Consider the following 23,929-nt stretch of genomic DNA (forward strand, 5'->3'; position numbering starts at 1 on the left):
CTCCCCGCCTCAGAGCCGGTCGCCGAACAGCCGGTTCAAGGGCGCCTGGGTCTTCACGAAGGGGGTCTTTATCACCACGAAGCTGAAATATTTGTCGATGCCCACGTCGCGCTCGACCAGCCCCTCCATGATCGTCTGGTAATCGACGATGCCGGCCGTGATGAATTTCACCAGGTAGTCGTAGCCGCCCGAGACCAGGTGGCATTCGACGCAGCTGTCGATCTTCTCCACCGCCTCCTGGAAGCGCGCAAAATCGATCTGGCGGTGGTTCTTCAGGGTGAATTCGGTGAAGACGGTCAGCGTCTCGCCCAGCTTCGCCATGTCGATCTGCGCCGAATAGCCGGTGATGTAGCCGGCCTTCTGCAGCTTCTTCACCCGCATCAGGCAGGGCGAGGGCGACAGCGCCACCAGCTCGGCCAGCTCGACATTGGTGATCCGGCCGTTCTTCTGCAGCTCGGCGAGGATCCTGATGTCGATCCGGTCCAGCTTCTCACCCGCGCCCATCTGTCCAGCCTCTGCCTCCGATTTGGGCAGGAATGGCGCCCGCGCGCCCCCGGTGTCAAGCCGTTTCCGTTAGCGCTTGCGGCGGCGCAATCTTCTGCGCCAGAGAGCCCTGCGCAGCGTTTCGTGCCGTTTGCCGCCCCGCCTTCGGCAGCATCCGCGCCCGCACGCGCATAATATCGGGGCCGGAACCGAATGCCTGTCCGGCCGACTGCAAGGAGACGAGAATGACGACCTACAAGCTTGCCCTGATCCCCGGCGACGGGATCGGCGTGGATGTGACCGACGCGACGATGAAGGTGCTCCATGCGGCGGCGGCGAAATTCTCCTTCGCGCTGGAAACCGAGACCTTCCCCTGGTCCTGCGAATACTACCTGGAGACCGGCACGATGATGCCCGCCGACGGGATCGCAACGCTCCGGGGCTTCGACTCGATCTATCTCGGCGCCGTCGGCTGGCCCGCCACCGTGCCGGATTCCGTGTCCCTGCACGGGCTCCTGCTGCCGATCCGCAAGGAATTCCGCCAGTACGCCAATATCCGTCCGCACCGCCTGCTGCCGGGCGTCGAGGGCCCGCTGAAATCGGAAGGCTTCGACATTCTCTGCATCCGCGAGAACACCGAGGGCGAGTATTCCGGCGCCGGCGGCCGCGTCCACCAGGGCCAGGACAACGAAGTCGCGGTCGAGACCTCGGTCTTCACCCGCACCGGCGTCGAGCGCATCCTGCGCTTCGGCTTCGAGCAGGCCCGCGCGCGCCGCAAGCACCTGACCTCGGTCACCAAGTCGAACGCGCAGAAATACTCGATGGTGTTCTGGGACGAGGTCACCAAGGAACTGGCCGCAGACTACCCGGACGTCACCGTCAGCCACATGCATATCGACGCGATGGCGGCGAAGATGGTGATGGCGCCCGAAGAGCTCGACGTGATCGTCGCCTCCAACCTCTTCGGCGACATCCTCACCGATCTGGGCGCAGCGATCCAGGGCGGCCTCGGCTTCGCGGCTTCGGCCAATATCTGCCCCGACCGCTCGGGCCCGTCGATGTTCGAGCCGGTCCATGGCTCCGCCCCCGACATCGCAGGCCGGAACATCGCCAACCCGATCGCCGCGATCTGGTCCGGCGCGATGATGCTCGAGCATCTGGGCGAGACCGATGCGGCCAAGGCCGTCCTGGCCGCCATCGAGGACGCGACCGGCAAGGGCATCGGCACCCGCCCGGGCAGCCATTCCACCGACGAGATCACCACCGCAATCCTGACCGCCCTGGAGGCCTGAGACATGACCCTCGACACCCTTCCCGGGCTGCGCGCCCAGCTTGCCGATCCGGATCTGTTCCGCGAGGCGGCGCTGATCGGCGGGACCTGGATCGCCCGTCCCGACATGGAAGTGACCGATCCGGCCACCGGCGACGCGCTCGGCACCATGCCGGACTGCACCGCCGCCGAGACGGAAACCGCCATTGCCGCGGCCGAGGCCGCCATGGTCGAATGGCGCGCCCGCACCCATGCGGAACGGGCCGACATCCTGATGGCCTGGCACGACCTGATGCTGGCCCATGAGCAGGACCTGGCGCGCATCCTGACCGCCGAGCAGGGCAAGCCGCTCGGCGAGGCGCTCGGCGAGATCCGCTACGGCGCGTCCTTCGTGCGCTGGTTCGCCGAGGAAGCCCGCCGGATCAACGGCACGATCATCCCCTCCCCGGTGAAGGGCAAGAAGATCCTCGCCATGAAGGAGCCGGTCGGCGTCTGCGCGATCATCACGCCGTGGAACTTCCCGAACGCGATGATCACCCGCAAGGTCGCCCCGGGCCTCGCGGCGGGCTGCACCATGGTGATCAAGCCCTCGGACTTCACTCCCTATTCGGCGCTGGCGCTCTGCGTTCTGGCCGAGCGCGCGGGCATCCCCGCGGGCGTGCTGAACTGCCTGACCGGGCGCCCCGAAGCGATTGGCGGCGCGCTGACCGCTTCGCCGGTGGTGCGCAAGCTGTCCTTCACCGGCTCGACCCGGGTCGGCGCGCTGCTCGCGGAGCAATGCGCGCCGACGCTGAAGAAGATGTCGCTGGAGCTCGGCGGCAACGCGCCCTTCGTGGTCTTCGACGACGCCGATCTCGACCTCGCGGTCGAGGGCGCGATGGTGTCGAAGTTCCGCAACGGCGGCCAGACCTGCGTCTGCGCCAACCGCCTGCTGGTGCAGTCCGGCATCTATGACGCCTTCGTCGAAAAGCTCGCCGCCAAGGTCGACGCGCTGAAGGTCGGCGCGGGCACCGAAGAGGGGACCGATATCGGTCCGATGATCAACGCGGCAGCGATCGACAAGATCAACGCCCATGTCGAGGACGCGCTGGCGAAAGGCGCCGAGCGCGCCACCGCGAAACGCGATCTCGACGCGCGCTTCGCCGATCCGGTGGTGCTGCGGAACGCCACGACCGAGATGCGGCTGGCGGGCGAGGAGACCTTCGGCCCGGTGGCGCCGGTCTTCCGCTTCGAGACCGAGGAAGAGGCGCTGGCCATCGCCAACGGCACGCCCTTCGGCCTGGCCGCCTATTTCTACACCTCGGACATGGCGCGGGCCTTCCGCTTCGGCGAGGCGCTGGAATTCGGCCTGATCGGCGCGAATACCGGGGCCGTCAGCCATGCCGAGGCACCGTTCGGCGGCGTCAAGGCCTCCGGCCTCGGCCGCGAGGGCGCGCAGGAGGGCATCGAGGAATATCTCGAGACCAAGGCCTTCCATCTCGGCGGCCTCTGATCCCGCAGCCTGCCGGACGGGGCGGCCCTCCAATGCAGCGCCCCGGAGCCTCGCGGTTCCGGGGCGTTTTCCCGATCAGATGCCGGTCACGGCCAGGAGCACGATCCAGCCCGACAGCAGGACACCGCTGGCCAGCAGGTAGGGACCGTTCCAGATCAGCCCGACGCGCCGCGCCGAAACCTTGCCGAAATCCGCGATCAGCAGCGTCGAAGCGGTGAAGGGAGAGGTCGCCCCCGACAGCGCCCAGCCCGCGGTGATCGCCACCACCATGGCCGCGGGAGTCACGCCCAGCAATTCGGGCGCGGGCAGCACCGGCCCGATCAGCGACACGGCAAGGATCGGGTTCATCCCCAGCTGGCCGGTCAGCGGCACGAACCAGAAAAGCAGCACCAGGAGGAGCGGTGCCGGGATCACCGTCAGGTCGAGCCCGCTTGCCGCCATCACCGGCGCAGCCAGATGCCCGCCCACCGTGCCGATGAAGGCTGCCATCACCAGGAGCACCGTCTGGTTGCGCAGCCCCGGCATGTCGGAAAAGGCAAAACGGCGTGCGGTGCGGGCGGCATGGCGAAGATCGGGACGGCCGCCTGGCGTCTGGAACGCCGTCCACACGAGCCCGATCAGCGGCACCAGCGCCATCACCACGCCGATGATCCGCACATCCGTCGCCATGTGGATCGCCGCCGTCGCGCCGCCGAGCAGCGCCAGCAGCAGCAGCAGGGGCCGCATCTGGGTCAGCCAGCCGCCCTCGGCCTTGACGCGCGGCGGCGGCGGGGCCGACAGCCGCGGCTTGAACAGCGTGTCGAGCGCCCAGCCTGTCCCGGCGAGCATCAGCACCCCGGCAAGGCTGTAGGGCAGCACCTGCGCCCATTCCGCGCCCGGCACGACACTCAGCGTGATCGCCGAAGCGAAAGACAGCGGCGACCAGGGCAGGGTCGAGACGAAGCCGCGCTGGATCGCGACGAGCATCCGGCGGATGCGGTGGCGGCGGATCTCCGCATCAGGCTCCTTGTTCGCGGCCTCGGTGGCCAGCGTGCCGAGGAGCGCGATGCCGCCATAGATCAGGATCAGCCCGAAGAGATGGCCGCCGACCGTCAGCGCCAGATAGCGCCGCCCGGGCGGCTGCGCGGCGAGGAATCGGCCGCAGGCGATGATCGGCTCCGAGCCCTGCGCGGCGGCGCGCATCGCGTTGATTGCGGTGAAGAAGGCGGCGATGAACCCGGCCTTCTGCACGGCGGTCACGACGGTCGGCTCCCAGTCGGCCTGGAAGGCCGCCGAAACCAGGACCAGCGCGAAGCCGATCGCCATGAAGCCGCGGCTGGTCCAGCTGATCCCCGGCCAGAAGCCGAAGCAGGACGCCAGCGCGAAGATGCCGGCCAGGGTCGAAAGCCCGGCCCGGCCCGAGAATTCGCCGCCGATGCCCGCGGCAAGCGCGCAGATCAGCATCGCCCCGCCGAAGCGCGTCAGTCCGGGAGAAAGCGGTTTCACCATGCCGGGTCCGTCCCGGCGGAGGGGCTGGGCCCGCGCGTCATGACACTTCCGATCGCAATTTGTCGCCGATGCGCCCTGCATGGCGCAAATGCTCTCTCTGGGGAACCCTTCCCGCCGCCCCGGCAGCGGGAAGCCGCCATGCGTCTCAGTCGAAGCTGAGGAAGCCCTCCGCCTGCGAGATCGGCGGCGCAGCGCGCAGCGCCTCCAGATCCGGGCGCCGCGGCGCAAGGTCCGGCAGCCCCGCGATCACCGCTTCGAGCTCGGCGGCGACGGCCAGCACCTGCCGGTCGGCATGGCGCCGCCCGACGATCTGCAGCCCGAAGGGCAGGCCGTTGGCGTCATGGCCGCAGGGAATCGAGATCGAGGGCAGCCCGGCGATGGTCGTGGCATAGGCCAGCGCCAGCCAGTGGTAGTAGGTCTTGGTCGGCACCCCGTCGATCTGCGTCGGATAGAGCTCGCGCCAGGGCCGCGGGCTGACGGTGATCGCCGGGCTGACAAGCACGTCCCAGCTGCCGAAGAACGCCTCCCAGCGGCGGTGATAGTCGCCCTGCGCGATCAGCGCCTTGGCGACATCCTCGCCGGAATAGCTGCGGCCCTCCTCGACATTGTCGCGGACATTCGGGCCGACGTGCTCCGGCGCGCGGTCCAGCAGTTCGGCATGGACGCCGAGGAACGAGATCCCGCGCAGCACGCCGAAGATGCGGTCGGCCGCGCGGCAGTCGGGGGCGGTTTCCTCCAGCGCGCCGAAGGCCGGGGCAAGCTGCCCGACAGCCTTGCGGAACTGGCCGCGCACGGTCGACTCGGTCGGCGCGAAGCCGAAATCCTCGGTCGCCGCGACCTTCAGCGCGGAGAGGTCGACCCGGGGCAGCGCCGCGAAGCCCGCCGGGTCCCAGGCCATCCGGCCTTCGGCCTCGACGGCAAACGGGTCGTCCCGGCCGGGGCGCGCATAGAGCCGCGCCTCCGACAGCCGCTCCAGCTCGGCCATCAGCCGCGAGGCGGCGGGCTGGGTGATGGCCAGCTGCGCGGCGGCGGCCGAGACCTGGCCGGTCTCCTTCAGCGCCACCAGCAGCCGCAGCTGCGAGAACCGCAGCCCGCGGCGGATGAAATCGTCCCGCGTGCCGGTGCGTTCGCCCTGATCCATTGGGATATACCTCTGATGATATGGCTCAGTGCCGATTCCTGATTTGAATGTGATGGCAACGCAACCCTAAACAGAGCGGGCCGGAGGCAGCCGAGACGCGCCCCGGCGGGACAGGAAAGCCCGTCCGCACCCCGGGGAGGACACGAAGGGGCCGGTCAGGGCACAGGGAGAGACAAGATGGCTTCATTCACCCGTGCGCTGGCTTCCAGCGCGCTCGCCCTTCTCGTGGCGGGCACCGCGATGGCGCAGGACAAGGGCTATGTCGGGATCGCGATGCCGACGAAATCCTCGGCGCGCTGGATCTCGGACGGCCAGAGCATGGTCGAGCAGTTCGAGGCAGCGGGCTACAAGACCGACCTGCAATATGCCGAGGACGACATCCCCAACCAGCTGGCGCAGATCGAGAACATGATCACCAAGGGCGTCGACGTGCTGGTGATCGCGGCGATCGACGGCACCACGCTGTCGAACGCGCTCGCGAATGCCGGGGCGATGGATATCGAGGTGGTCGCCTATGACCGGCTGATCCGCGATTCCGGCGATGTCGACTATTACGCGACCTTCGACAATTTCCAGGTGGGCGTGCAGCAGGCCAGCACGCTGGTCGACGGCATGAAGGAGCGCTTCCCCGATACCAAGCCCTGGAATGTGGAGCTGTTCGGCGGCTCGCCGGACGACAACAACGCCTATTTCTTCTACGACGGCGCCATGTCGGTGCTGCAGCCGCTGATCGATGCGGGCGACATCGCGATCCCCTCCGGGCAGATGGGCATGGACACGGTCGGCACGCTGCGCTGGGACGGCTCGGTCGCCCAGGCGCGGATGGACAACCTTCTGAGCGCCAACTACACCGACCAGCGCGTCAACGGCGTGCTGTCGCCCTATGACGGGCTGTCGATCGGCATCATCTCCTCGCTGTCGGGCGTGGGCTATGGATCGGGCGACGACATGCCGATGCCGATCGTCTCGGGCCAGGACGCGGAGATCCCCTCGATCAAGGCGATCCTGCGCGGCGACCAGTATTCGACGATCTTCAAGGACACCCGCGAACTCGCGCGCGTCACCGTCGGCATGGTCGATGCGCTCCTCGGCGGGGCCGAGCCCGAAATCAACGACACCGAAACCTATGACAACGGCGTCAAGGTCGTGCCCTCCTACCTGCTCTCGCCGGTCGCGGTGACCGCGGAGAACTGGGAAGAGGTGGTGATCGGTTCGGGCTACTACACCCGCGACCAGGTCGAGTGATCCGCATCTTCCGGCGCCGGAACCTCCACCGGGCGGCGCCGGACCTTCCCTGCAGGGCGCGTCCCTGCAGGGGCTTTTCCCGCAGAACTGGGGACAATCATGGCCAACATTCTGGAGATGCGCGGGATCACCAAGGAATTCCCGGGCGTGAAGGCGCTTGACGAGGTGAGCTTCGAGGTCGCCGAGGGCGAGATCCACGCGCTCTGCGGCGAGAACGGCGCCGGGAAATCCACGCTGATGAAGGTGCTTTCGGGCGTCTATCCGCATGGCTCCTACACCGGCGACATCGTCTATGACGGCAAGGTGCAGAACTTCGCCTCGATCCGCGACAGCGAGGAGATCGGCATCATCATCATCCACCAGGAGCTGGCGCTGATCCCGCTCCTGTCGATCGCCGAGAACATCTTCCTCGGCAACGAGCGCGCCACGAAAGGCGTGATCGACTGGCACGAGACCAATGCAAGGGCGAAGGAGCTGCTGGAGCGGGTGGGCCTCGGCCGCGAGCATCCAGAGACGCTGGTTGACGATCTCGGCCTCGGCAAGCAGCAGCTCGTCGAGATCGCCAAGGCGCTGTCGAAGAACGTGCGGCTCCTGATCCTCGACGAGCCGACCTCGTCGCTGAACGAGCAGGACAGCGAGAAGCTCCTGGAGCTGATGCTGGAATTCAAGGCCAAGGGGATCACCTCGATCCTGATCAGCCACAAGCTGAACGAGGTCTCGAAGGTCGCCGACAGCATCACCGTGCTGCGCGACGGGGCTGCGGTCGCCCGGATCGACTGCAGGGGCGGGGTCAGCGAGGACCGCATCATCCGCGACATGGTCGGCCGCTCGCTCGACGACCGCTATCCGCCGAAAGTGGCCCATGCCACGGCCGAAGTGGCGATGAAGGTCGCGGACTGGACCGTGCACCATCCGCTCCATGCCGAGCGCAAGGTCGTCGACAATGTCAGCTTCGAGGTCCGCAAGGGCGAGGTGCTGGGCATCGCCGGGCTGATGGGGGCAGGGCGCACCGAGCTTGCCATGAGCCTGTTCGGCCGCAGCTGGGGGCAGAACATCTCGGGCAGCGTCGAGATCGGCGGGCGGCCCGCCGAGATGAAGACGGTACGCCAGGCGATCAATGCCGGGCTTGCCTATGCCACCGAGGACCGCAAGGGCTATGGCCTGGTGCTCGACGACACGATCCGCCGCAACGTGCCGCTGGCCAAGCTCGAGAGCATCGCGAACGGCATCGTGGTCGACAGCCACCGCGAGGCCGAGGTCGCCGAGCTCTACCGCAAGCGGCTGAACATCAAGTCGTCCTCGATCGAGCAGGAGACCGTCAACCTCTCGGGCGGCAACCAGCAGAAGGTGGTGCTGTCGAAATGGCTCTTTGCCGATCCGGACGTGCTGATCCTCGACGAGCCGACCCGCGGCATCGACGTGGGCGCGAAGTATGAAATCTACTGCGTGATCCGCGAACTGGCCGCGGCGGGCAAGGCCGTCATCGTCATCTCGTCGGAAATGCCCGAACTGCTGGGCGTCACCGACCGCCTCTATGTCATGAACGAAGGCCGCTTCGTGGGCGAAATGCCCACCAGTGAGGCCAGCCAGGAACGCATCATGGCGACCATCATCAAATCCGCAGGGGACCGGACATGACCGATACAACCACGGGCCCGGGCATGGACGGCGGCAGCCGGAAGGCCGACATCATGGGCTACCTGAAGAAACACATGCGCGAATACGGCATCCTGATCGCATTGGTCGCGATCATGGCCTTCTTCCAGGTCGCCACCGGCGGCATCCTGCTGAAACCGGTGAACCTGACCAACCTGATCCTGCAGAACAGCTACATCGTCATCATGGCGATCGGCATGCTCCTTGTCATCGTCGCGGGCCATATCGACCTCTCGGTCGGCTCCGTCATGGGCTTCGTCGGCGCGGTTGCCGCCGTGATGATCGTCAACTGGGGCATCCCCTGGCCGATTGCCGGGATCCTCTGCCTCGGCGTCGGCGCGGTGATCGGCATGGCGCAGGGCTTCTGGGTCGCCTATTACCGCATCCCGTCCTTCATCGTGACGCTGGCGGGGATGCTGGTCTTCAAGGGGCTGACGCTGGCGCTCCTCGAGGGCCAGTCGGTCGGTCCGTTCCCGCCCGCCTTCCGCCTGATCGCGTCGGGCTTCATCGCCGATCCCTTCGGTGTCGACGGCTTCAACCTGCTGTCGCTGCTGATCGGCATTGCGGTGGCGACCGGCCTGCTGGTCATGGCGGTGCGCACCCGTCGCCGCCACGAGGCCGCGGGCGTCGAGGACGAGCCCTTCGCCTTTTTCGCGGCGAAGAACGGCATGATCTTCCTGGCGCTGGTCTGGATGAGCTTCCTGATGGCGGATTTCCGCGGGCTGCCGAATGTCTTCATCGTCATGGCGCTCTTGATCGGCATCTATTCCTTCCTCACCTCCAAGACCACGATCGGCCGCCGCATTTACGCCATCGGCGGCAACGAGAAGGCCGCCTCGCTCTCGGGCATCAACTCCCAGCGGCTGACCTTCCTGACCTTCGCCAACATGGGCCTGCTGGCGGGGCTCGCGGGCATCGTCTTCGCGGCAAGGCTGAACACCGCGACGCCGAAGGCCGGGCTCGGCTTCGAGCTCGACGTGATCGCCGCCGTGTTCATCGGCGGGGCCTCGATGTCGGGCGGCGTGGGCACCGTGGTCGGCGCGGTGATCGGCGCCTTCATCATGGGCGTCATGAACAACGGCATGTCGATCCTCGGCATCGGGATCGACTGGCAGCAATGCATCAAGGGCCTCGTCCTGCTGGCCGCCGTGATTTTCGATGTCATGAACAAGAAGAAAGGCTGAGCCATGCTCCTGTCGCAATATCTGAAGGACGGGCGGCCGCAGATCGTCGTCCGCGAGGGAACCGAGGCCTACGAGCTGCGCTCCGAAGACACCCTCTATGCGCTGGCGATGGACTGCATCGCCCAGGGCGACAGCCTGAAGGACCGGATCGCGGCACTGGGGGTCGGCGCGGCCGTCGACCTGGCTCAGCTCTATGACCGCGGGCTTTTGCTGCCGCCGCTGACCCATCCCGATCCGGCGCATCTGCATCTCACGGGGACCGGGCTGACCCATCTGGGCAGCGCCTCGACCCGCGCGGCGATGCATGCCAAGGCCGATGACGAGACCGACTCGATGCGGATGTTCCGCATGGGGATCGAGGGCGGCAAGCCGGAGAACGGCCATCCCGGCGCCCAGCCCGAATGGTTCTACAAGGGCAATGGCGTCGCGCTGGTCGCGCCCGGCAAGCCGCTGGTCTCGCCCGGCTTCGCCGAAGATGGCGGCGAGGAGCCCGAGATCGCCGGCGTCTATGTGATCGGCCCGGACGGCACGCCCTTCCGGATCGGCTTCGCGCTGGCCAACGAGTTCTCGGACCACGTCACAGAGCGGGGAAACTACCTGTGGCTGGCGCATTCCAAGCTCCGCCCGGCTGCCATCGGACCGGAGCTGCTGATCGGCGATCTGCCCGACAGCATCGAGGGCATCTCGCGCATCCGCCGCGCGGGCGAGATCGTCTTCGAGAAGCCGTTCCTGTCGGGCGAGGCCAACATGAGCCATTCGCTCGCCAACCTGGAGCACCACCATTTCAAATACGGGCTCTTCCGCCAGCCGGGCGACGTGCATGTCCACATGTTCGGCACCGCGACGCTCAGCTTCGGCGACGGCGTGAAGACCGAGGAGGGCGACCTGTTCGAGATCGAGGCCGCGCCCTTCGGACTGCCGCTGCGCAACCCGCTGCAACAGACCGCCCCGGAACCGGGCCGGGCGGAAATCAGGACCCTGTGAGGAAGACATGACGTTCACGAAGGCCGAATGGCCCCGCCGCCTGCGCAGCCAGGAATGGTACGGCGGCACCTCGCGCGACAACATCTACCACCGCGGCTGGCTGAAGAACCAGGGCTATCCCCATGATCTCTTTGACGGCCGCCCCGTCATCGGCATACTCAACACCTGGTCCGACCTGACCCCCTGCAACGGCCATCTGCGCGAGCTGGCCGAGAAGGTGAAGGCCGGCGTCTGGGAGGCCGGGGGCTTCCCGCTGGAAGTGCCGGTGTTCAGCGCCTCGGAAAACACCTTCCGCCCGACGGCGATGATGTACCGCAACCTCGCCGCCATGGCGGTCGAGGAGGTGATGCGCGCCCAGCCGATCGACGGCGCGGTGCTGCTGGTCGGCTGCGACAAGACCACGCCGAGCCTCCTGATGGGCGCGGCCTCGACCGACATCCCGTCCATCGTGGTCACCGGCGGGCCGATGCTGAACGGCTGGTTCCGCGGCGAGCGCGTCGGCTCGGGCACCGCGCTCTGGCAGATGTCCGAGGACATCAAGGCCGGCAAGATGAGCCAGGAAGATTTCCTCGAGGCGGAACAGGCGATGAGCCGCTCTTCGGGGACCTGCAACACCATGGGCACGGCCTCGACGATGGCCTCGATGGCCGAGGCTCTGGGCATGGCGCTCTCGGGCAACGCGGCGATCCCGGCGGTGGATGCGCGCCGCCGCGTCATGGCGCAGGTGACCGGGCGGCGCATCGTGCAGATGGTCAAGGACGACCTCAAGCCCTCGGACGTGATGACCAAGCAGGCCTTCGAGAACGCCATCCGCGTCAACGGCGCCATCGGCGGCTCGACCAATGCGGTGATCCACCTGCTGGCCATGGCCGGGCGCTGCGGCGTCGATCTCAGCCTGGATGACTGGGACCGGCTTGGCCGCGACGTGCCGACCATCGTCAACCTGATGCCCTCGGGCAAGTACCTGATGGAGGAGTTCTTCTACGCGGGCGGCCTGCCGGTGATCCTGAAGCGGCTGGGCGAGGCGGGGATGCTCCACAAGGATGCGCTGACCGTCTCGGGCGACACCGTCTGGGACGAGGTCAAGGACGCGGTCAACTGGAACGAGGACGTGATCCTGCCGGTGGAAAAGGCGCTGACCGCCTCGGGCGGCATCGCGGTGCTCAAGGGCAACCTCGCGCCCAAGGGCGCCGTGCTGAAGCCCTCGGCGGCCAGCCCGCATCTGATGAGGCACCGCGGCCGCGCCGTGGTCTTCGAGGATATCGACGACTACAAGGCGAAGATCGGCGACGAGGCACTGGACATCGACGAGACCTGCGTCATGGTGCTGAAGAACTGCGGTCCCAAGGGCTATCCCGGCATGTCCGAGGTCGGAAACATGGGGCTGCCGCCGAAGGTCCTGAGGAAAGGCATCACCGACATGGTCCGGATCTCCGACGCGCGCATGAGCGGGACCGCCTATGGCACCGTCATCCTGCACACGTCTCCCGAGGCCGCGGTCGGCGGGCCGCTCGCCGTGGTGCGGACCGGCGACATGATCGAAATCGACGTCGAGGCGCGCCGCCTCCATCTCGACATTCCCGAGGCGGAGCTATCCGCGCGGCTTGCCGCCTGGACACCTGCGGCGGATGCGCCCAAGGGGGGCTATGACTGGCTCTTCCGCACCCATGTGGAGGGGGCGGATACCGGCGCCGATCTCGATTTCCTCAAAGGGTGCCGCGGCAGGGAGGTTCCCCGTGACAGCCACTGATCTCGACAGGCTGGACATCGCGCTGGTGGGCGTCGGCAAGATCGCCCGCGACCAGCATATCCCGGCGATCGGCGGCAACGGCGCGCTGCATCTCGCCGCCACGGTCAGCCGCGCGGGCGGCGTCGAGGGCGTCGAGAACCACGCCTCGCTCGGCATGCTGCTGCAGGCGCGGCCGGACATCGCGGCGGTCTCGCTCTGCATGCCGCCGCAGGCCCGCTATGACTACGCGGCCGAGGCGATCCGCGCCGGGCGCCATGTCATGCTGGAGAAACCCCCGGGGGCGACGGTCTCCGAGGTGCTGGACCTGCGGGATCTTGCCGCCGCGCAGGGCGTCACGCTCTTCGCCACCTGGCATTCGCGCCATGCCGCGGGTGTCGCCGCCGCCAAATCCTGGCTTGCGGAGAAGGATATCCGCCGGGTCCGCATCGACTGGAAGGAAGACGTGCGCCACTGGCATCCCGGCCAGGACTGGATCTGGGAGCCGGGAGGACTCGGCGTCTTCGATCCGGGCATCAACGCGCTCTCGATCCTGACCGAAATCCTGCCCGCGCCGGTGCATCTGACCTCGGCCGAGCTGACCTTTCCGGAAAACCGCGCCCAGCCGATCGCCGCCGATCTGCGCTTTGCCGGGGCCGGGGGCCTGTCGGTCGAGGCCGGATTCGACTGGCGCCAGACCGGGCCGCAGACCTGGGACATCCTCGCCGAGACCACGCAGGGCGTGCTGCGGCTCTCCGAGGGCGGCGCGAAACTTGCAATTGACGATGTGCCGCAAGCGGTTGCAGGTTTGGGCGAGTATCCCGACCTCTACCGCCGCTTCGCGCATCTGATCGCCGGAGGCGCCAGCGACGTGGATGTCGCGCCGCTTCTCCATGTGGCGGATGCCTTCCTGACGGGGCGCCGCCTGACCACGGAACCGTTTCACGATTGACCAGCAAGGAGTCCGATCCATGCTCGACGCCACCCATCTCACCGGCCAGCACCTGATTGCCGGAACCTGGGTAACCTCCGAAAATTTCTTCGAATCCGACCCGGTGACCGGCGAGGCCGGGGCCTTCTATGCCGGGGGTGCCGACGAGATCAACGAGGCCGTCACCGCGGCAGTCGCGGCCTTTGCCGAATACGGCTGGACCACGCGCGAGGCGCGCGCCGCCTTTCTCGAGAAGATCGCCGGGGAAATCGAGGCCCGCGGCCCGGCCCTGACCGAGGTCGCCATGGCCGAGACCGGGCTTCCGGCTGCGCGGCTCGAGGGCGAGCGCGGCCGCACCTGCGGACAGCTCCGGCTCTTCGCAGCGCATATCCGCGACGGCGGCTATCTCGACATCCGCCATGACAAGGCGCTGCCCGACCGCGCGCCGCTGCCGCGTCCCGACCTGCGGCTGATGCCGGGCGGGTGCTCTTGGAAATCGGTGCCGCCCAGGGACCCGATGTCGCGGCGCTGTGCCGTTCCTGCGGATTCGCCGACGCGTGCGTGCTGCCGGATCTCGACGGGCGCGACCGCGTCGTGGCAGCCCGCAAGGGCTGAAACCGCGCTGCAACCCCTGATTATCTGCAATTTTCCGAAGATTTGTGCGATACACCGTGTTTTTGAGCTTGTTTCGCCCGCTGGACCGTGTTTAGAACGTTCTGCAGAGTAGTGGTGCCCGACGGCACCCCTCAGCCCCAAGCCAAACAGCGTCAGAGACAGCGGCCGCCGAAGGCCGCGGAATTACAGTTTGGCCAAGGAAAATTCGAACAAGGCTGGAACCCGCAGTACAATGAGATCTTCGAAGTCACGATCACGGTCGTCGGCAACGGCGCGGTCGACCACCGCGGTCCGGGCCGAGGCCCCGTCGGGCAGGTCGCGCATCACCACCGCCCGTTCCATGTCCTTGGCCACCGCCAGGACGGCGCCGCTTTCCGCCAGCCGGCGCAGGACGCGGAGATATTCTGCCTCGCGGCAGGCATCCTCGGTGAATTCTTGCTTGATGCTGGTCATCGCAGACATGATGGCGGGTTCCTCTCTTGCCTTGGTCCGGGCGATCCGGGCGAAATGTTGCTGGCCGAGCCGGTCCAGCGCTTCGTCGATCAGCGGATCGTCGCGGCGGCTCTCGAAGCGGCGGACCTGTCTGGAAATGGTCGAAGCATGACAGCCGGCATGGCGCGCGATCTGACGGATGGACTGTCCGAGCTCGGTATGGGTCAGATAGTGAACAACGGCGTCGGGCAGCCCCCTGGCCGAGGGCTCTCCGGCGATGTTCGGCAGCGCGGTCATCCGCACGGTCTCCTCCTTTCTGCGGTGCCGCTCGTTAATTTCTTGGCACCGGGCTTAATACAATTTCAACCTTCAGTTGAGGCAGTTAGAAGACAGTTAAAATTGTAAATGCTCTTAGGTATTGTTTCTAAAGCCTAAACCTTTTCGACATCACCGCGCGCCCGTTCCGCGCTCGCGCAACACCCGGACAACCTGCGCAAGTTTCCTGTGGACAAACTTGTGGAAGGACCCCGGCTATGAACGACGTCATGTCCCTGCTCGAAACCCTGCACCGGCCGCGCCTCTTGATGGAGGCCGCCCGCCACGGCGCGGCGCTCTACCGGCGCGACACCCAGCTGCGCCGCATCCTCGGCGACCCCGCCCTCTGGGCGGCATGGACATGTGGACCAACACCTGGGGGTTCTCGCTGCTGGGCACGATCGGCCATGGCAAGTCGGACGCGGCCGCGACCGGCAAGGCAGCGGATCACAAGGTCATCGAGTATCCCAAGCCCGATGGCGTGCTCAGCTTCGACCGGCTGACAAACGTGAGCTTCTCCTTCACCAACCACGAGGAGAGCCAGCCGGCGCACCTGAAGCTGGCCGATCCGTCGATCCCGGTGAAGGTGAACCTTCCGGTCTATGGCGGTCCCTCGGCGCGCTACTGCCCGGCGGGCGTCTACGAGTTCATCGGCGAGGGGGCGGACACGAAGTTCCAGGTGAACTTCCAGAACTGCGTCCACTGCAAGACCTGCGATATCAAGGACCCGAGCCAGAACATCACCTGGACCACCCCCCAGGGCGGCGACGGCCCGAACTATCCAAACATGTGAGCGAAACTATTTCGTTTTCATAATATCGATTACAGCATGAGCGTCGGTGTAGGGGGGGAGTTCTATCCCGCCTTGCGACACCGTTGGCATCGATACCACAAGGTGGCCAGCTTTGCCACCAGCAAGGATGCATCCCCCTTTCCTGCCGGTCGCCGGGCCCCTCCTGTCCGGCGGAAGAGCGCAGTTTCCGGCCGTTCGCAGACAGGTGCTGCCAAGCCATGGCGCGCGCCGCCGCCCCCCCAGTCCGGTCATTCAAAATCCAGCGCCGCCGCGCTGCGGCTTCCCCTGGAGCGGTCACTCGGCCCGGCCCGCAGCATTCCCGGCGCGCTGGCCGACGGAGGTGCGCACAGAACGGCCGCTCGCGAGGGCGCCGCCAACTGGTAGGATCGGCCCTTTACTGTCATCCATGGCTACCGGCAGCGCTGCGCTGCGACTTCACTGAAGCGGTCGTTCGAGCCTCGGCGCAGCATTTCCGACGATCCGAGGCCGGCAGTGCGGGACGAGGCGGACACGCGGAACTGATCCAACTCCGATGATATGTCGCCCAGTTCTCTGGCTTGCTATTGGCGCGCATCTGCGAATGAGATGCATTATAATATATTGATATTATTTGACTTTTATGAGGAGATGCCCCATATGCGAAGGCATCGGGGAGTAGCGACCGCTTTCGCGGCGGGGGCACGTCAACATACTCGCGGGAAAGCCGCGTGGCGTGTCCGACCCAACGGGTTTTGCAAGACCGTGGCGAAGTGGCTCTGCGGGCGGAGTCCATACATCGCCCGGCACAGCCCCGAGGAAACCATCCATGTCTCCACTTTCCATTGGCGTGCTCGCCATCTCGATGTCGATTGACGCATTCGTCGCCTCCGTCGGCAAAGGCACGACGGAGGACAGTCCCGGCCTCGCGATGACCTTGCGCACTGGGGCGATCTTCGGCGTGATCGAGGCCATCACCCCTTTGCTGGGGTGGCTGGCCGGCGTCGCGGCCTCGCAGTATGTCGCCGAGGTCGATCATTGGATCGCATTTGCATTGCTGGCGGGGGTGGGTAGTCACATGACGCTTCAGGCCTGGACACGCGCCGAGGATGAACCTCGCGCCACCTCACTCTGGGCTACGGTCTTCACAGCAATCGGCACCTCGATCGATGCTATGGCGGTAGGGGTCTCTCTTGCCTTATTGCAGGTGAATATCTTGGTCATCGCCATGGCGATCGGCGCGACGACTATGCTGATGAGTTCGGTCGGCCTAATCGTCGGCCGCTACGTCGGCGGCCGCTTCGGTCGGATCGCAGAGACCCTTGGAGGGGTTGCCCTGCTCACCATTGGTACCATGATCCTCTTGGAACATCTCAGCGCAGCGGCGTAGCCATCTGTTGCAGCCTCGATTGCCCGGTGGCTTATGGCGTGAGGGTTCTGGAAGGGCTCGGTGCGGAAGTGCGGCGCTGCGGCGTCGGGCCACCAGCATACGGACGCACCAGTTTTCAACTGCGGAGGCATGAACGCCCGAAGTACAATTCGGACTCTGACTACCCTCCCCAAGAAATCAATTCATAGAAGGCGCGAGAACGCCGCATTCAGATTGGCATCGTGAGCCTTAGCGGATGCGGCACCGGGTACCATATCGAACCCATGCGGCGCACCAGCGTAGATGTGCAGTTCGCAGGGCACACGTTCACGGACCATCCGCAGGACATATTCGGTATCTTCTTCAAGAAAGAGATCCAGATCACCGACGGCCACGAAGGCTGCAGGAAGACCAGCCGTCGAAGGAACATGGGAAGGCGAGAACTGACCGATGCGACTGTCGTCCAATTTGTAGTCGCCACGCAGCGCGTCCCAGCCAAAACGGGTGTTGGCTCGGGTCCAGACAAATTCTCCAGTGGTCAGGTTGTTGACAGGCGCTGCCGTCGTTCCGGTGCGATAGTCGAGCATCGGGTAGATGAGGAACTGCGCCTTCACAGGCACTTCACCTCGGTCACGGGCGAGGATCGCCAATGCAGCAGCCAGGCCCCCGCCTGCAGACTGGCCCATCACCGAAATGTGCGCAGGGTCAATGCCGAGTACGGCAGCATTATCATGGAGGTATCTCAAGACGGCATAGCAATCCTCCACCGGGCCGGGGAATGGAGCTTCCGGGGCCAGTCGATATTCTGCATTGGCCACAAGCGCGCCGGTTCGCTGCGCGAAGTCATAGCACAACGCGTCAAAGCTTTGCGCCTGATTGAGTATCATGCCGCCGCCGTGAATGAAGAGAATGCAGGGCATCGAGCCCTCCGGGGTCAATTCGGGCCGAAGGAGTCGAAAGCTCGCGGGACTGCCGGGCACATCCACGATCTCGACCTTGTCCGGCATGGCTCTTGCGGCACCAGTGGCATTCACCACCGCGCGCACTTGCGGCAATGTTTCGGCGGTGATGTCGAACGGGCTGACATCTGCCAGCATGCGCAAATCCGGGTGAACCAGAACATAGGTGGATTGAACGACGTCCACTGCAGGGCCCGCGGGGCTGAACTCTGCATGGACGCGAGGAGGAACTGCCGTTCCGAGCGCCGCGACAGCAGAGGCTGCCAGAAAGCCGCGTCTTGTGGTCATGGCGAGCCTCCCTTCGTGGCGGTCCCTCGACAATCGAGGCCTCGCCCAGCGGCTATACGGTGAGCCCGCGTATTCACTTGGGCATTGATTCAGATCAATCCGCACGACGGCGGTAAAACGAAGGGAAATTCACGTTTGAGGGCGGCCATGCCCGGCATCGGATTGCCTTCGAGTTCCATCCGTGGCGCGCTCGGTTGGGCCTTTCTAACGACCTCTGGCATCTGCGAGCGCCGCAGCAGCTTCGCGAGCGTCCGCTTTTGCGAACCTTCCCACGGAATTTCGCAGTTACAGTGGAGTTGTCGCTGCGCATAGCACGAATGTCGTGCAAGGGGCTCTCACCGGCCGAGCCGTGGTACGGAAATCTGGCCTGGGGCCGGTAATCCATGTGCCATCACCATGGCAGGCTGTGGGGCGGGCACTTGCGGCACAGTGGCAGAGCACAGTGAATCTGGAGCGGCTGAGCCGCGCGGCCTGATCAAGCCGCGTCACCCAGATTCAGCCATAGCTCGAGCGGCAGCCGCTAACGCGCTAGAAAATTCATCAGCGCCGATCGGGCCCCGCCCCGCGGCCAAGTCTAGTCACCTTGCGCAAAGCCCAATAGGGGCGAAGCATGCAGTTCCTCGCCGGTGGCGCACAGGTTTTGCCAAGCCGGGGGTCGCGTAGTCCGTATGGACCTGTGGCCCGCCAACCTCTAGCTTCGACGCAAGGCTGGTCGGAAGATTGGAGGCGACGGTGTCAGCATCTAAGGAGACCGGGAACCGGTCGGAAGCGTTTGTGCGTGATGATCTTTTCCAACAAGGCTACACTGAGATTTTTACGATCTTCAATAACAGCGGATGGGGAACCGACATCATCGCATTCAAGGGGCGGGACGGCTGCGACGGTATTCTTGTGATCGAGGTGAAGACGGGGAGCGGACGCCTGAGCAAGGCGCAGAAGGCGGCCGGGCCCAAGAAGCACACCTTCACGCACATGAGCGGCGGCACTTCCGAGGCTAAAGTCCAAGGGCGATACCGCATTATCAGGTTCACGCCGCAAAACCGCAGCCAAGGGTCCGAGTTGCGCAATGCCGCACTTGCCCACTTTGCAAGATGCATCCAGAACGCCACTGGCGAGCTGACCCAGGAAGAGATCGACAGGCTCATCAGCATGCGTGACACCAGCGGCGCCGATGCACTTGGCCAGATACCGGGGATCGGAGGCCGAACGTGCCGGATCTCCTACAGCAAGGCCAACGTCTATGGTCCCCGAAATATCAAGTATTCGCCATGGGAGCCTTAGGGCTGCAATCAAAATTCCATGGATTTCTGCGGGTCTTCGGGCGGCTGTTTCAAGTCAATCGTCCGGTAGACGGGCAACTTGGCCTGCTTGGCGTAGCGGAAAATGTCATTGTCGTCGGAGTAGATGGCGCTGGCGCGCTCTGCCACAGCGATCGCAATAATTTGCGCTTCGAGGGCGAAGCCCCATATTTTATTGGGAAACTATCGCTAGACGGCCGATCAACGGAAATGAATACCGGTATCTTGATCGCGGCGGAGATAGCGCGCAGATTGCGCGACAGACTGAGCCCGGAGACATCCATCCCGGAATGCCTGCCTCGGTGCCCCCGAGGATGGCCCGCCAAGCCCAGCAAGCCCGAATACCGGTAATCTGGGAGCAATCAGGATAATCGCGCCGGGCTATGTCGCGACGCAGAAGGTGATCGACTGGTGGAACGCCGCGCCGGACCCGGCGGCGGCGCGGGCCGAGACCATGGCGCTGCATCCCGGCGGACGGATCGCCGATCCCGAAGAGATCGCGAATGCTGCAGTCTTCATGGTCTCGGACGAGTGCCGTTTCATGACCGCCGCCTGCCTGACGATCGACGGCGGGCTGAGCGTGCGCCAGCATGGCTAGGCGGCCCCGGCCGTCATGACGCATGAGATGACTGCCTGCGCGGCGGAAAGCGCCGGATCGCGCCGCAGGTGAAGTCAGGCAAGGTGCGTCACCTGCGCCGCCCGCTGGACGTCCCTACAACAATCGGCAAGCCAGCGGGCCGAAAGCGGGACCTGCGAAACCTGGTGCCGAGGTTCCGCTGCCCGTTTCGGTAAATTCAGCAGCCAGGTTCGGCGGCAACTCCCGAACATTGCACAGTGCTCGCGCGCTCGCGCTGCATTTTCCGGACTCGACAGTCTGTAAAATATATACCAGACCTGAGAGTACGGTAAATAATCGAGAGCGAAATGGAACAGTTACTCCTTCCCGTCCTGACCCATCCTCATGCGATCATGTTCATGAAGGCGGTCCTCACATCGTTCTTCTGGCTCGCGGGGCTCTTCGGCGTCTTCAACTTCCGGGCCGTCGTCCAGGAGATGATCGATGCCGGGCTTCCGCGACCCGCGCTCTTCGCGGCCGCGACCATCCTGTGCCAGCTCGGCGGTGCCACCCTCCTGATCACCGATATCGGCGACCTGGCCTGGCTCGGCGCGGGCGCGCTCGGCGTGTTCACCCTTCTGTGCATCCCGATTGGCCACCCGTTCTGGAAATTCGACGGCCAGAAGGCGATGCACGAGTTTCAGATTGCGTTGGAGCACGTTGCCGTGGTTGGTGGCCTGATGATCGCCGCCGCGGTCTCCATGATCTACTGAGAGCTGACCGGGGGCTCATGACAGAACCGAAACGGCCGCGCGGGCGCCCCAAGGACAGAGCCAAGCTGGCTGCCTTGCTGGATGCAGCAAGGCAGCTGCTGCTGACCAAGGGGCCCGATGTCACCATAGACGAGATCGCGGCGGCCGCGGGAGTTTCCAGGAGCACGGTCTACGCGAATTTCGCGGGGAAGGACGATCTTGTCGAGGCCGTGATCCGCAGCGAGGCGGACCGGACGATCACGGAGGACGGCTTCGCCTCCCTCGTGCGCGGAACCGTGGGCAAGGCAACCCTCGTGGAGTTCGGGCTCCGCTATGTCGGCTTCGTCAACAGCCATGACCTGATCGGCTGGGACCGGGTCATCGCCTCGCTCGAGGCCGTCCGCCCCGACCTGCCGGGCCGGTTCTTCGAACTCGGGCCCGGCCGCGGGCAGCGGCTGTTGGAACGGCTGCTGGACAAGGCGGCGGCCGACGGACTCATCGCGGCGCCATCCATCGCCGTTGCTGCGGATCAGCTCACGGGGCTCTGGCTCGGCTTCTCCAATCTCGAGGTCAAGCTCGGCGTGCGTCCGCCGCTCTCGGACGCCGAAATCGTCGAGCGGGTGACGGCCGGGGTCGAGATATTCCTGCGGTACTACGGAGAAACTGGGGTCCAACTGGCGTGAATTCGAATTTCCGGAAGAGCACCGCAAGGTTCATGATCGGGGCTTGCGGAACGTGTCGACTCTGGTGAGAGCACTTGGTGCCGGACGGCGGTCGGCTCAGTCTCCAAATAGATGCGTGTGACACCCCTCATTGGAAATCATCGAAACGGTAATTTTCCTCCATGTACGCTCCGGGTAGTGCACCTCTTTTTCAATATGGTTTAGGATGGGATCACGCATCAAACTCTGGCGCGTGATCCCGTTGGTCAGAGACGCTTGACTATTTTCCGAGGGTCACAAATCGCTTTTCATCTTGCATGAAGGTTTTGGCTTCGATTTCGCTTTCATTCGATCCAAATGGCATTTGAGCGATCAGCTTCCAGCTCGCGGGAACATTGAATGCGTCAGAAAGTGCGGCGTCGGCGATCGGGCTATAGTGCTGCAGGCTTGCGCCAATACCTTCTTCAGAAAGGACGGTCCAGACTGCGAGCTGCGCCATGCCTGCCGAATGATTCGAGAATCCAGGGAATGCATCTGCATAGAGAGGAAACTGTTCCTGCAGGGCTTTGATTGTATCCTCATCCTCGTAAAACAGGATGGTTCCCGCGCCGGCCGCAAAGCCTTTCATTTTATCGGCAGTGGGCGCGAAAATGTCCGAAGGAACAATTTTCCGGAGCTCATCACCTATCAGCTCCCAGACTTTTTTGCTTTCTGAGCCGAAGAGAATTACAGCGCGAGAGCTTTGAGAATTGAAGGACGAAGGGGATTGTCGAATCGCTTCTTTGATCAAACTTTCCACTTTGTCCTCGGAGAGAGGGAGTTGCTTTCCAAGCGCATATTGCGTTCTGCGATTAGAAAGGAGATCGAGAGTTTTGTTCGACATATTGTCTGCTTCTTTCTTATGAGGTGGAGAAAGTAAGCTGTGTTTCTCACAGATGTTATCTTGTTCCAAGGTCGCCATGATATTTTATCTGTGCAGGCGCGAACACAGTCAGTTCTTCCGTGCATAAGGAGAGGGGTTTCGGTTGAAACTGTAAGGTTTTTCCGAATGGCAAAAGCATTCCTTGGGCCGGATGTTTGCGACGATAGCATGCTTTTTCTTTGGTAGGGTTTCGAAAATCCATATGATATGGCCTTGGCCGATCAAGGACGATGGCCTCAAGTTCACCTGACACGTGATTGTCTTCGATCGCACCAAGTCAGTCGAGTCTTGAGCACTCTGGAACCGGGGTTGCTTGCACGTTCTAAGTACTTCGGAAATTGTTGTTCCTATAACTGCAGCGCGCGACGCACAGTATCACGAAAGAGGTCGGCGGCCGGGTTCATGGACGATGTGCCGCTCTGGCTGGCCCAGCACATTCCCAATCCCCAATTTGGTAGCGACATCCCACCGGGCTCCAGGTTCAGTGCCGTGATTGGCCGATCGCGGATCAGTACTTCCGGTACCATGGAAAGGCCTAACCCGCGTTCGACGAACTCCAGAAGAACGGAAAGATCTTCAACCTCGAAAGAGGTTTTGCGCCTTAGGCCGTGGCTTAGAAAAACCTGATCCACTAGTTTGCGCAATTCCCACCGAACGGAAACATCCACGAAGGGTTCCGGGGAGAGGTCGTCGGGCGAGACCGCTAATCTGCTTGCCAGTCTGTGGTCTAGTGATGCAGCAATAACCAGCTTTGCATCAAGTAGCGGCGCCACATCTAAACCTGGGTATTCCACGCCGTAATGCGGCATGAAGGCAACGTCGACGGAACCCCGCTTTAGTTCTGTAGTCAGGTCGCCGGGCCGGGTCTCGCGGACATGAATCTCGACGTCGGGGTTTGTACGACTGAAGTCTTGCAGAATCCGAGGTATGTCGAGGAGGGATGCGAGGCTCTGAACCGTCGAGATGACGATGCGTCCAGAAGCGCCTGTGCGCACTGCGGAAAGCGAATGTTTCGCAGTGCGCAACGCAGCTAGGATACGCCGAGCTTCAGGGAGGAATACCTCGCCCGCGGCGCTCAACTCAACGCGGCGCGTGTTGCGAATAAAAAGTGATGTGCCCAATTCCGTCTCGAGCGCTCTTATGGCAGCGGATAGGCCAGACTGGACGATATGGCATCTCTCAGCGGCACGCGAGAAATGCTGTTCTTCGGCAGCGGCCACGAACATCTCGATTTGACGTATCTCCATTTCCATCCTCAGCTTATCTTCCGGTGAAGTGTATTATAAGACTACTTTTCTTCATAGAGCATTCGTGCGGACGGTGGGCGCGGTGGGTTTTCGGAATGTTGAAAATGTCTGGTGGGTGGCGAGGTAGTCTCCCTCTTGTGTTTCG

Annotated in this window: 21 protein-coding genes, 3 pseudogenes and 1 riboswitch; of the genes and pseudogenes, 16 read left to right on the forward strand and 8 right to left on the reverse strand. The window is 64.4% G+C overall.

What is annotated here, in order from left to right; genetic code table 11:
- Positions 1 to 9: 9 nt before the first annotated feature.
- Complete coding sequence (locus C7T91_RS24470) at positions 10 to 504, reverse strand: Lrp/AsnC family transcriptional regulator (protein ID WP_108262038.1); 495 nt, start codon at positions 502 to 504, stop codon at positions 10 to 12.
- Positions 505 to 728: 224 nt separating this feature from the next.
- Between C7T91_RS24470 and C7T91_RS24475 the strand changes: the two genes are divergently transcribed.
- Both C7T91_RS24475 and C7T91_RS24480 read left to right on the forward strand, forming a co-directional pair.
- On the forward strand, positions 729 to 1,775 hold the full coding sequence (locus C7T91_RS24475; protein WP_108262040.1) for a tartrate dehydrogenase: 1,047 nt from the start codon (positions 729 to 731) through the stop codon (positions 1,773 to 1,775).
- Positions 1,776 to 1,778: 3 nt separating this feature from the next.
- Complete coding sequence (locus C7T91_RS24480; protein WP_108262042.1) at positions 1,779 to 3,245, forward strand: NAD-dependent succinate-semialdehyde dehydrogenase; 1,467 nt, start codon at positions 1,779 to 1,781, stop codon at positions 3,243 to 3,245.
- Between the two features lie 75 nt (positions 3,246 to 3,320).
- Here C7T91_RS24480 and C7T91_RS24485 read toward each other — a convergent pair whose 3' ends face one another.
- Together C7T91_RS24485 and C7T91_RS24490 are read right to left on the reverse strand one after the other, a co-directional pair.
- Positions 3,321 to 4,733, reverse strand: coding sequence for a hypothetical protein (locus C7T91_RS24485; protein WP_236638483.1), 1,413 nt, complete (start codon positions 4,731 to 4,733; stop codon positions 3,321 to 3,323).
- A 145-nt stretch (positions 4,734 to 4,878) separates the two neighbouring features.
- Entirely contained in the window at positions 4,879 to 5,874 is a 996-nt protein-coding gene (locus C7T91_RS24490) for an amidase family protein (RefSeq protein WP_108262044.1), read from the reverse strand.
- A gap of 177 nt (positions 5,875 to 6,051) precedes the next feature.
- Here C7T91_RS24490 and chvE point away from each other — a divergent pair, with 177 nt between their 5' ends.
- The 7 genes and pseudogenes from chvE to C7T91_RS36925 form a co-directional block, all read left to right on the forward strand.
- Complete coding sequence (chvE, locus tag C7T91_RS24495; protein ID WP_108262046.1) at positions 6,052 to 7,119, forward strand: multiple monosaccharide ABC transporter substrate-binding protein; 1,068 nt, start codon at positions 6,052 to 6,054, stop codon at positions 7,117 to 7,119.
- A 99-nt stretch (positions 7,120 to 7,218) separates the two neighbouring features.
- Positions 7,219 to 8,757, forward strand: a complete 1,539-nt coding sequence (gene mmsA / locus C7T91_RS24500) for a multiple monosaccharide ABC transporter ATP-binding protein (RefSeq protein WP_108262048.1) — start codon at positions 7,219 to 7,221, stop codon at positions 8,755 to 8,757.
- Entirely contained in the window at positions 8,754 to 9,959 is a 1,206-nt protein-coding gene (gene mmsB, locus C7T91_RS24505; RefSeq protein WP_108262050.1) for a multiple monosaccharide ABC transporter permease, read from the forward strand. The genes mmsA and mmsB overlap by 4 nt, the downstream gene beginning before the upstream one ends.
- A gap of 3 nt (positions 9,960 to 9,962) precedes the next feature.
- Positions 9,963 to 10,943 (forward strand): AraD1 family protein, encoded by a 981-nt coding sequence (gene araD1, locus C7T91_RS24510; protein WP_108262052.1) that lies wholly within the window; start codon positions 9,963 to 9,965, stop codon positions 10,941 to 10,943.
- Between the two features lie 7 nt (positions 10,944 to 10,950).
- Positions 10,951 to 12,693, forward strand: a complete 1,743-nt coding sequence (araD, locus tag C7T91_RS24515) for an L-arabinonate dehydratase (RefSeq protein ID WP_108262054.1) — start codon at positions 10,951 to 10,953, stop codon at positions 12,691 to 12,693.
- The gene (locus C7T91_RS24520) at positions 12,680 to 13,621 is read left to right on the forward strand and encodes a Gfo/Idh/MocA family protein (protein ID WP_236638484.1); all 942 of its coding nucleotides are present in this window, start codon (positions 12,680 to 12,682) and stop codon (positions 13,619 to 13,621) included. Before araD ends, C7T91_RS24520 begins: the two co-directional genes overlap by 14 nt.
- Before the next feature lie 19 nt (positions 13,622 to 13,640).
- Positions 13,641 to 14,075, forward strand: a pseudogene (locus C7T91_RS36925) (aldehyde dehydrogenase family protein); the annotation flags it as partial.
- Positions 14,076 to 14,398: 323 nt separating this feature from the next.
- Here the strand turns inward: C7T91_RS36925 and C7T91_RS24530 are convergent.
- Positions 14,399 to 14,944 (reverse strand): helix-turn-helix domain-containing protein, encoded by a 546-nt coding sequence (locus C7T91_RS24530; RefSeq protein WP_108262061.1) that lies wholly within the window; start codon positions 14,942 to 14,944, stop codon positions 14,399 to 14,401.
- 248 nt (positions 14,945 to 15,192) lie between these two features.
- Here C7T91_RS24530 and C7T91_RS38710 point away from each other — a divergent pair.
- The 3 genes and pseudogenes from C7T91_RS38710 to C7T91_RS24540 all read left to right on the forward strand — a co-directional run.
- Positions 15,193 to 15,294, forward strand: a pseudogene (locus tag C7T91_RS38710) (DUF6477 family protein); the annotation flags it as partial.
- A gap of 14 nt (positions 15,295 to 15,308) precedes the next feature.
- Positions 15,309 to 15,755, forward strand: a pseudogene (locus C7T91_RS24535) (4Fe-4S dicluster domain-containing protein); the annotation flags it as partial.
- 632 nt (positions 15,756 to 16,387) lie between these two features.
- Positions 16,388 to 16,549: riboswitch (yybP-ykoY riboswitch) on the forward strand.
- Positions 16,550 to 16,560: 11 nt separating this feature from the next.
- Positions 16,561 to 17,121, forward strand: a complete 561-nt coding sequence (locus C7T91_RS24540) for a manganese efflux pump MntP (protein ID WP_108262063.1) — start codon at positions 16,561 to 16,563, stop codon at positions 17,119 to 17,121.
- Between the two features lie 182 nt (positions 17,122 to 17,303).
- Here C7T91_RS24540 and C7T91_RS24545 read toward each other — a convergent pair whose 3' ends face one another.
- Positions 17,304 to 18,347 carry an alpha/beta hydrolase gene (locus tag C7T91_RS24545; protein ID WP_201742246.1) on the reverse strand — a complete coding sequence of 348 codons (1,044 nt, stop codon included), beginning with the start codon at positions 18,345 to 18,347 and terminating at the stop codon, positions 17,304 to 17,306.
- A 774-nt stretch (positions 18,348 to 19,121) separates the two neighbouring features.
- On the opposite strand from C7T91_RS24545, the gene C7T91_RS24550 reads away from it, so the two are divergent.
- Positions 19,122 to 19,628, forward strand: coding sequence for a hypothetical protein (locus C7T91_RS24550; RefSeq protein WP_108262065.1), 507 nt, complete (start codon positions 19,122 to 19,124; stop codon positions 19,626 to 19,628).
- An 8-nt stretch (positions 19,629 to 19,636) separates the two neighbouring features.
- Here the strand turns inward: C7T91_RS24550 and C7T91_RS32900 are convergent, their stop codons facing one another.
- The gene (locus C7T91_RS32900) at positions 19,637 to 19,774 is read right to left on the reverse strand and encodes a hypothetical protein (RefSeq protein ID WP_161556091.1); all 138 of its coding nucleotides are present in this window, start codon (positions 19,772 to 19,774) and stop codon (positions 19,637 to 19,639) included.
- 241 nt (positions 19,775 to 20,015) lie between these two features.
- Between C7T91_RS32900 and C7T91_RS24555 the strand changes: the two genes are divergently transcribed.
- The 3 genes from C7T91_RS24555 (at position 20,016) to C7T91_RS24565 (ending at position 21,636) form a co-directional block, all read left to right on the forward strand.
- A complete protein-coding gene (locus tag C7T91_RS24555; RefSeq protein ID WP_269102512.1) occupies positions 20,016 to 20,243 on the forward strand; it encodes an SDR family oxidoreductase in 228 nt (75 codons plus the stop codon).
- Positions 20,244 to 20,569: 326 nt separating this feature from the next.
- Positions 20,570 to 20,974, forward strand: coding sequence for a DoxX family protein (locus C7T91_RS24560; RefSeq protein ID WP_108262067.1), 405 nt, complete (start codon positions 20,570 to 20,572; stop codon positions 20,972 to 20,974).
- A 74-nt stretch (positions 20,975 to 21,048) separates the two neighbouring features.
- Complete coding sequence (locus C7T91_RS24565) at positions 21,049 to 21,636, forward strand: TetR/AcrR family transcriptional regulator (RefSeq protein ID WP_236638486.1); 588 nt, start codon at positions 21,049 to 21,051, stop codon at positions 21,634 to 21,636.
- A 259-nt stretch (positions 21,637 to 21,895) separates the two neighbouring features.
- Here the strand turns inward: C7T91_RS24565 and C7T91_RS24570 are convergent, their stop codons facing one another.
- The gene (locus C7T91_RS24570; RefSeq protein ID WP_236638487.1) at positions 21,896 to 22,576 is read right to left on the reverse strand and encodes a nitroreductase family protein; all 681 of its coding nucleotides are present in this window, start codon (positions 22,574 to 22,576) and stop codon (positions 21,896 to 21,898) included.
- 308 nt (positions 22,577 to 22,884) lie between these two features.
- Positions 22,885 to 23,790 (reverse strand): LysR family transcriptional regulator, encoded by a 906-nt coding sequence (locus C7T91_RS24575; RefSeq protein ID WP_108262073.1) that lies wholly within the window; start codon positions 23,788 to 23,790, stop codon positions 22,885 to 22,887.
- Positions 23,791 to 23,929: the final 139 nt, after the last annotated feature.

It is taken from the genome of Mangrovicoccus ximenensis (assembly GCF_003056725.1).
Lineage (GTDB): Bacteria > Pseudomonadota > Alphaproteobacteria > Rhodobacterales > Rhodobacteraceae > Mangrovicoccus > Mangrovicoccus ximenensis.

Bases quoted from the DNA above. Each gene is read 5' to 3' on its own strand.
- C7T91_RS24470 (WP_108262038.1), bottom strand. From the start codon at position 504: ATGGGCGCGGGTGAGAAGCTGGACCGGATCGACATCAGGATCCTCGCC.
- C7T91_RS24475 (WP_108262040.1), top strand. From the start codon at position 729: ATGACGACCTACAAGCTTGCCCTGATCCCCGGCGACGGGATCGGCGTG.
- C7T91_RS24480 (WP_108262042.1), top strand. From the start codon at position 1,779: ATGACCCTCGACACCCTTCCCGGGCTGCGCGCCCAGCTTGCCGATCCG.
- C7T91_RS24485 (WP_236638483.1), bottom strand. From the start codon at position 4,733: ATGGTGAAACCGCTTTCTCCCGGACTGACGCGCTTCGGCGGGGCGATG.
- C7T91_RS24490 (WP_108262044.1), bottom strand. From the start codon at position 5,874: ATGGATCAGGGCGAACGCACCGGCACGCGGGACGATTTCATCCGCCGC.
- chvE (WP_108262046.1), top strand. From the start codon at position 6,052: ATGGCTTCATTCACCCGTGCGCTGGCTTCCAGCGCGCTCGCCCTTCTC.
- mmsA (WP_108262048.1), top strand. From the start codon at position 7,219: ATGGCCAACATTCTGGAGATGCGCGGGATCACCAAGGAATTCCCGGGC.
- mmsB (WP_108262050.1), top strand. From the start codon at position 8,754: ATGACCGATACAACCACGGGCCCGGGCATGGACGGCGGCAGCCGGAAG.
- araD1 (WP_108262052.1), top strand. From the start codon at position 9,963: ATGCTCCTGTCGCAATATCTGAAGGACGGGCGGCCGCAGATCGTCGTC.
- araD (WP_108262054.1), top strand. From the start codon at position 10,951: ATGACGTTCACGAAGGCCGAATGGCCCCGCCGCCTGCGCAGCCAGGAA.
- C7T91_RS24530 (WP_108262061.1), bottom strand. From the start codon at position 14,944: ATGACCGCGCTGCCGAACATCGCCGGAGAGCCCTCGGCCAGGGGGCTG.
- C7T91_RS24540 (WP_108262063.1), top strand. From the start codon at position 16,561: ATGTCTCCACTTTCCATTGGCGTGCTCGCCATCTCGATGTCGATTGAC.
- C7T91_RS24545 (WP_201742246.1), bottom strand. From the start codon at position 18,347: ATGACCACAAGACGCGGCTTTCTGGCAGCCTCTGCTGTCGCGGCGCTC.
- C7T91_RS24560 (WP_108262067.1), top strand. From the start codon at position 20,570: ATGGAACAGTTACTCCTTCCCGTCCTGACCCATCCTCATGCGATCATG.
- C7T91_RS24570 (WP_236638487.1), bottom strand. From the start codon at position 22,576: ATGGCGACCTTGGAACAAGATAACATCTGTGAGAAACACAGCTTACTT.
- C7T91_RS24575 (WP_108262073.1), bottom strand. From the start codon at position 23,790: ATGGAAATGGAGATACGTCAAATCGAGATGTTCGTGGCCGCTGCCGAA.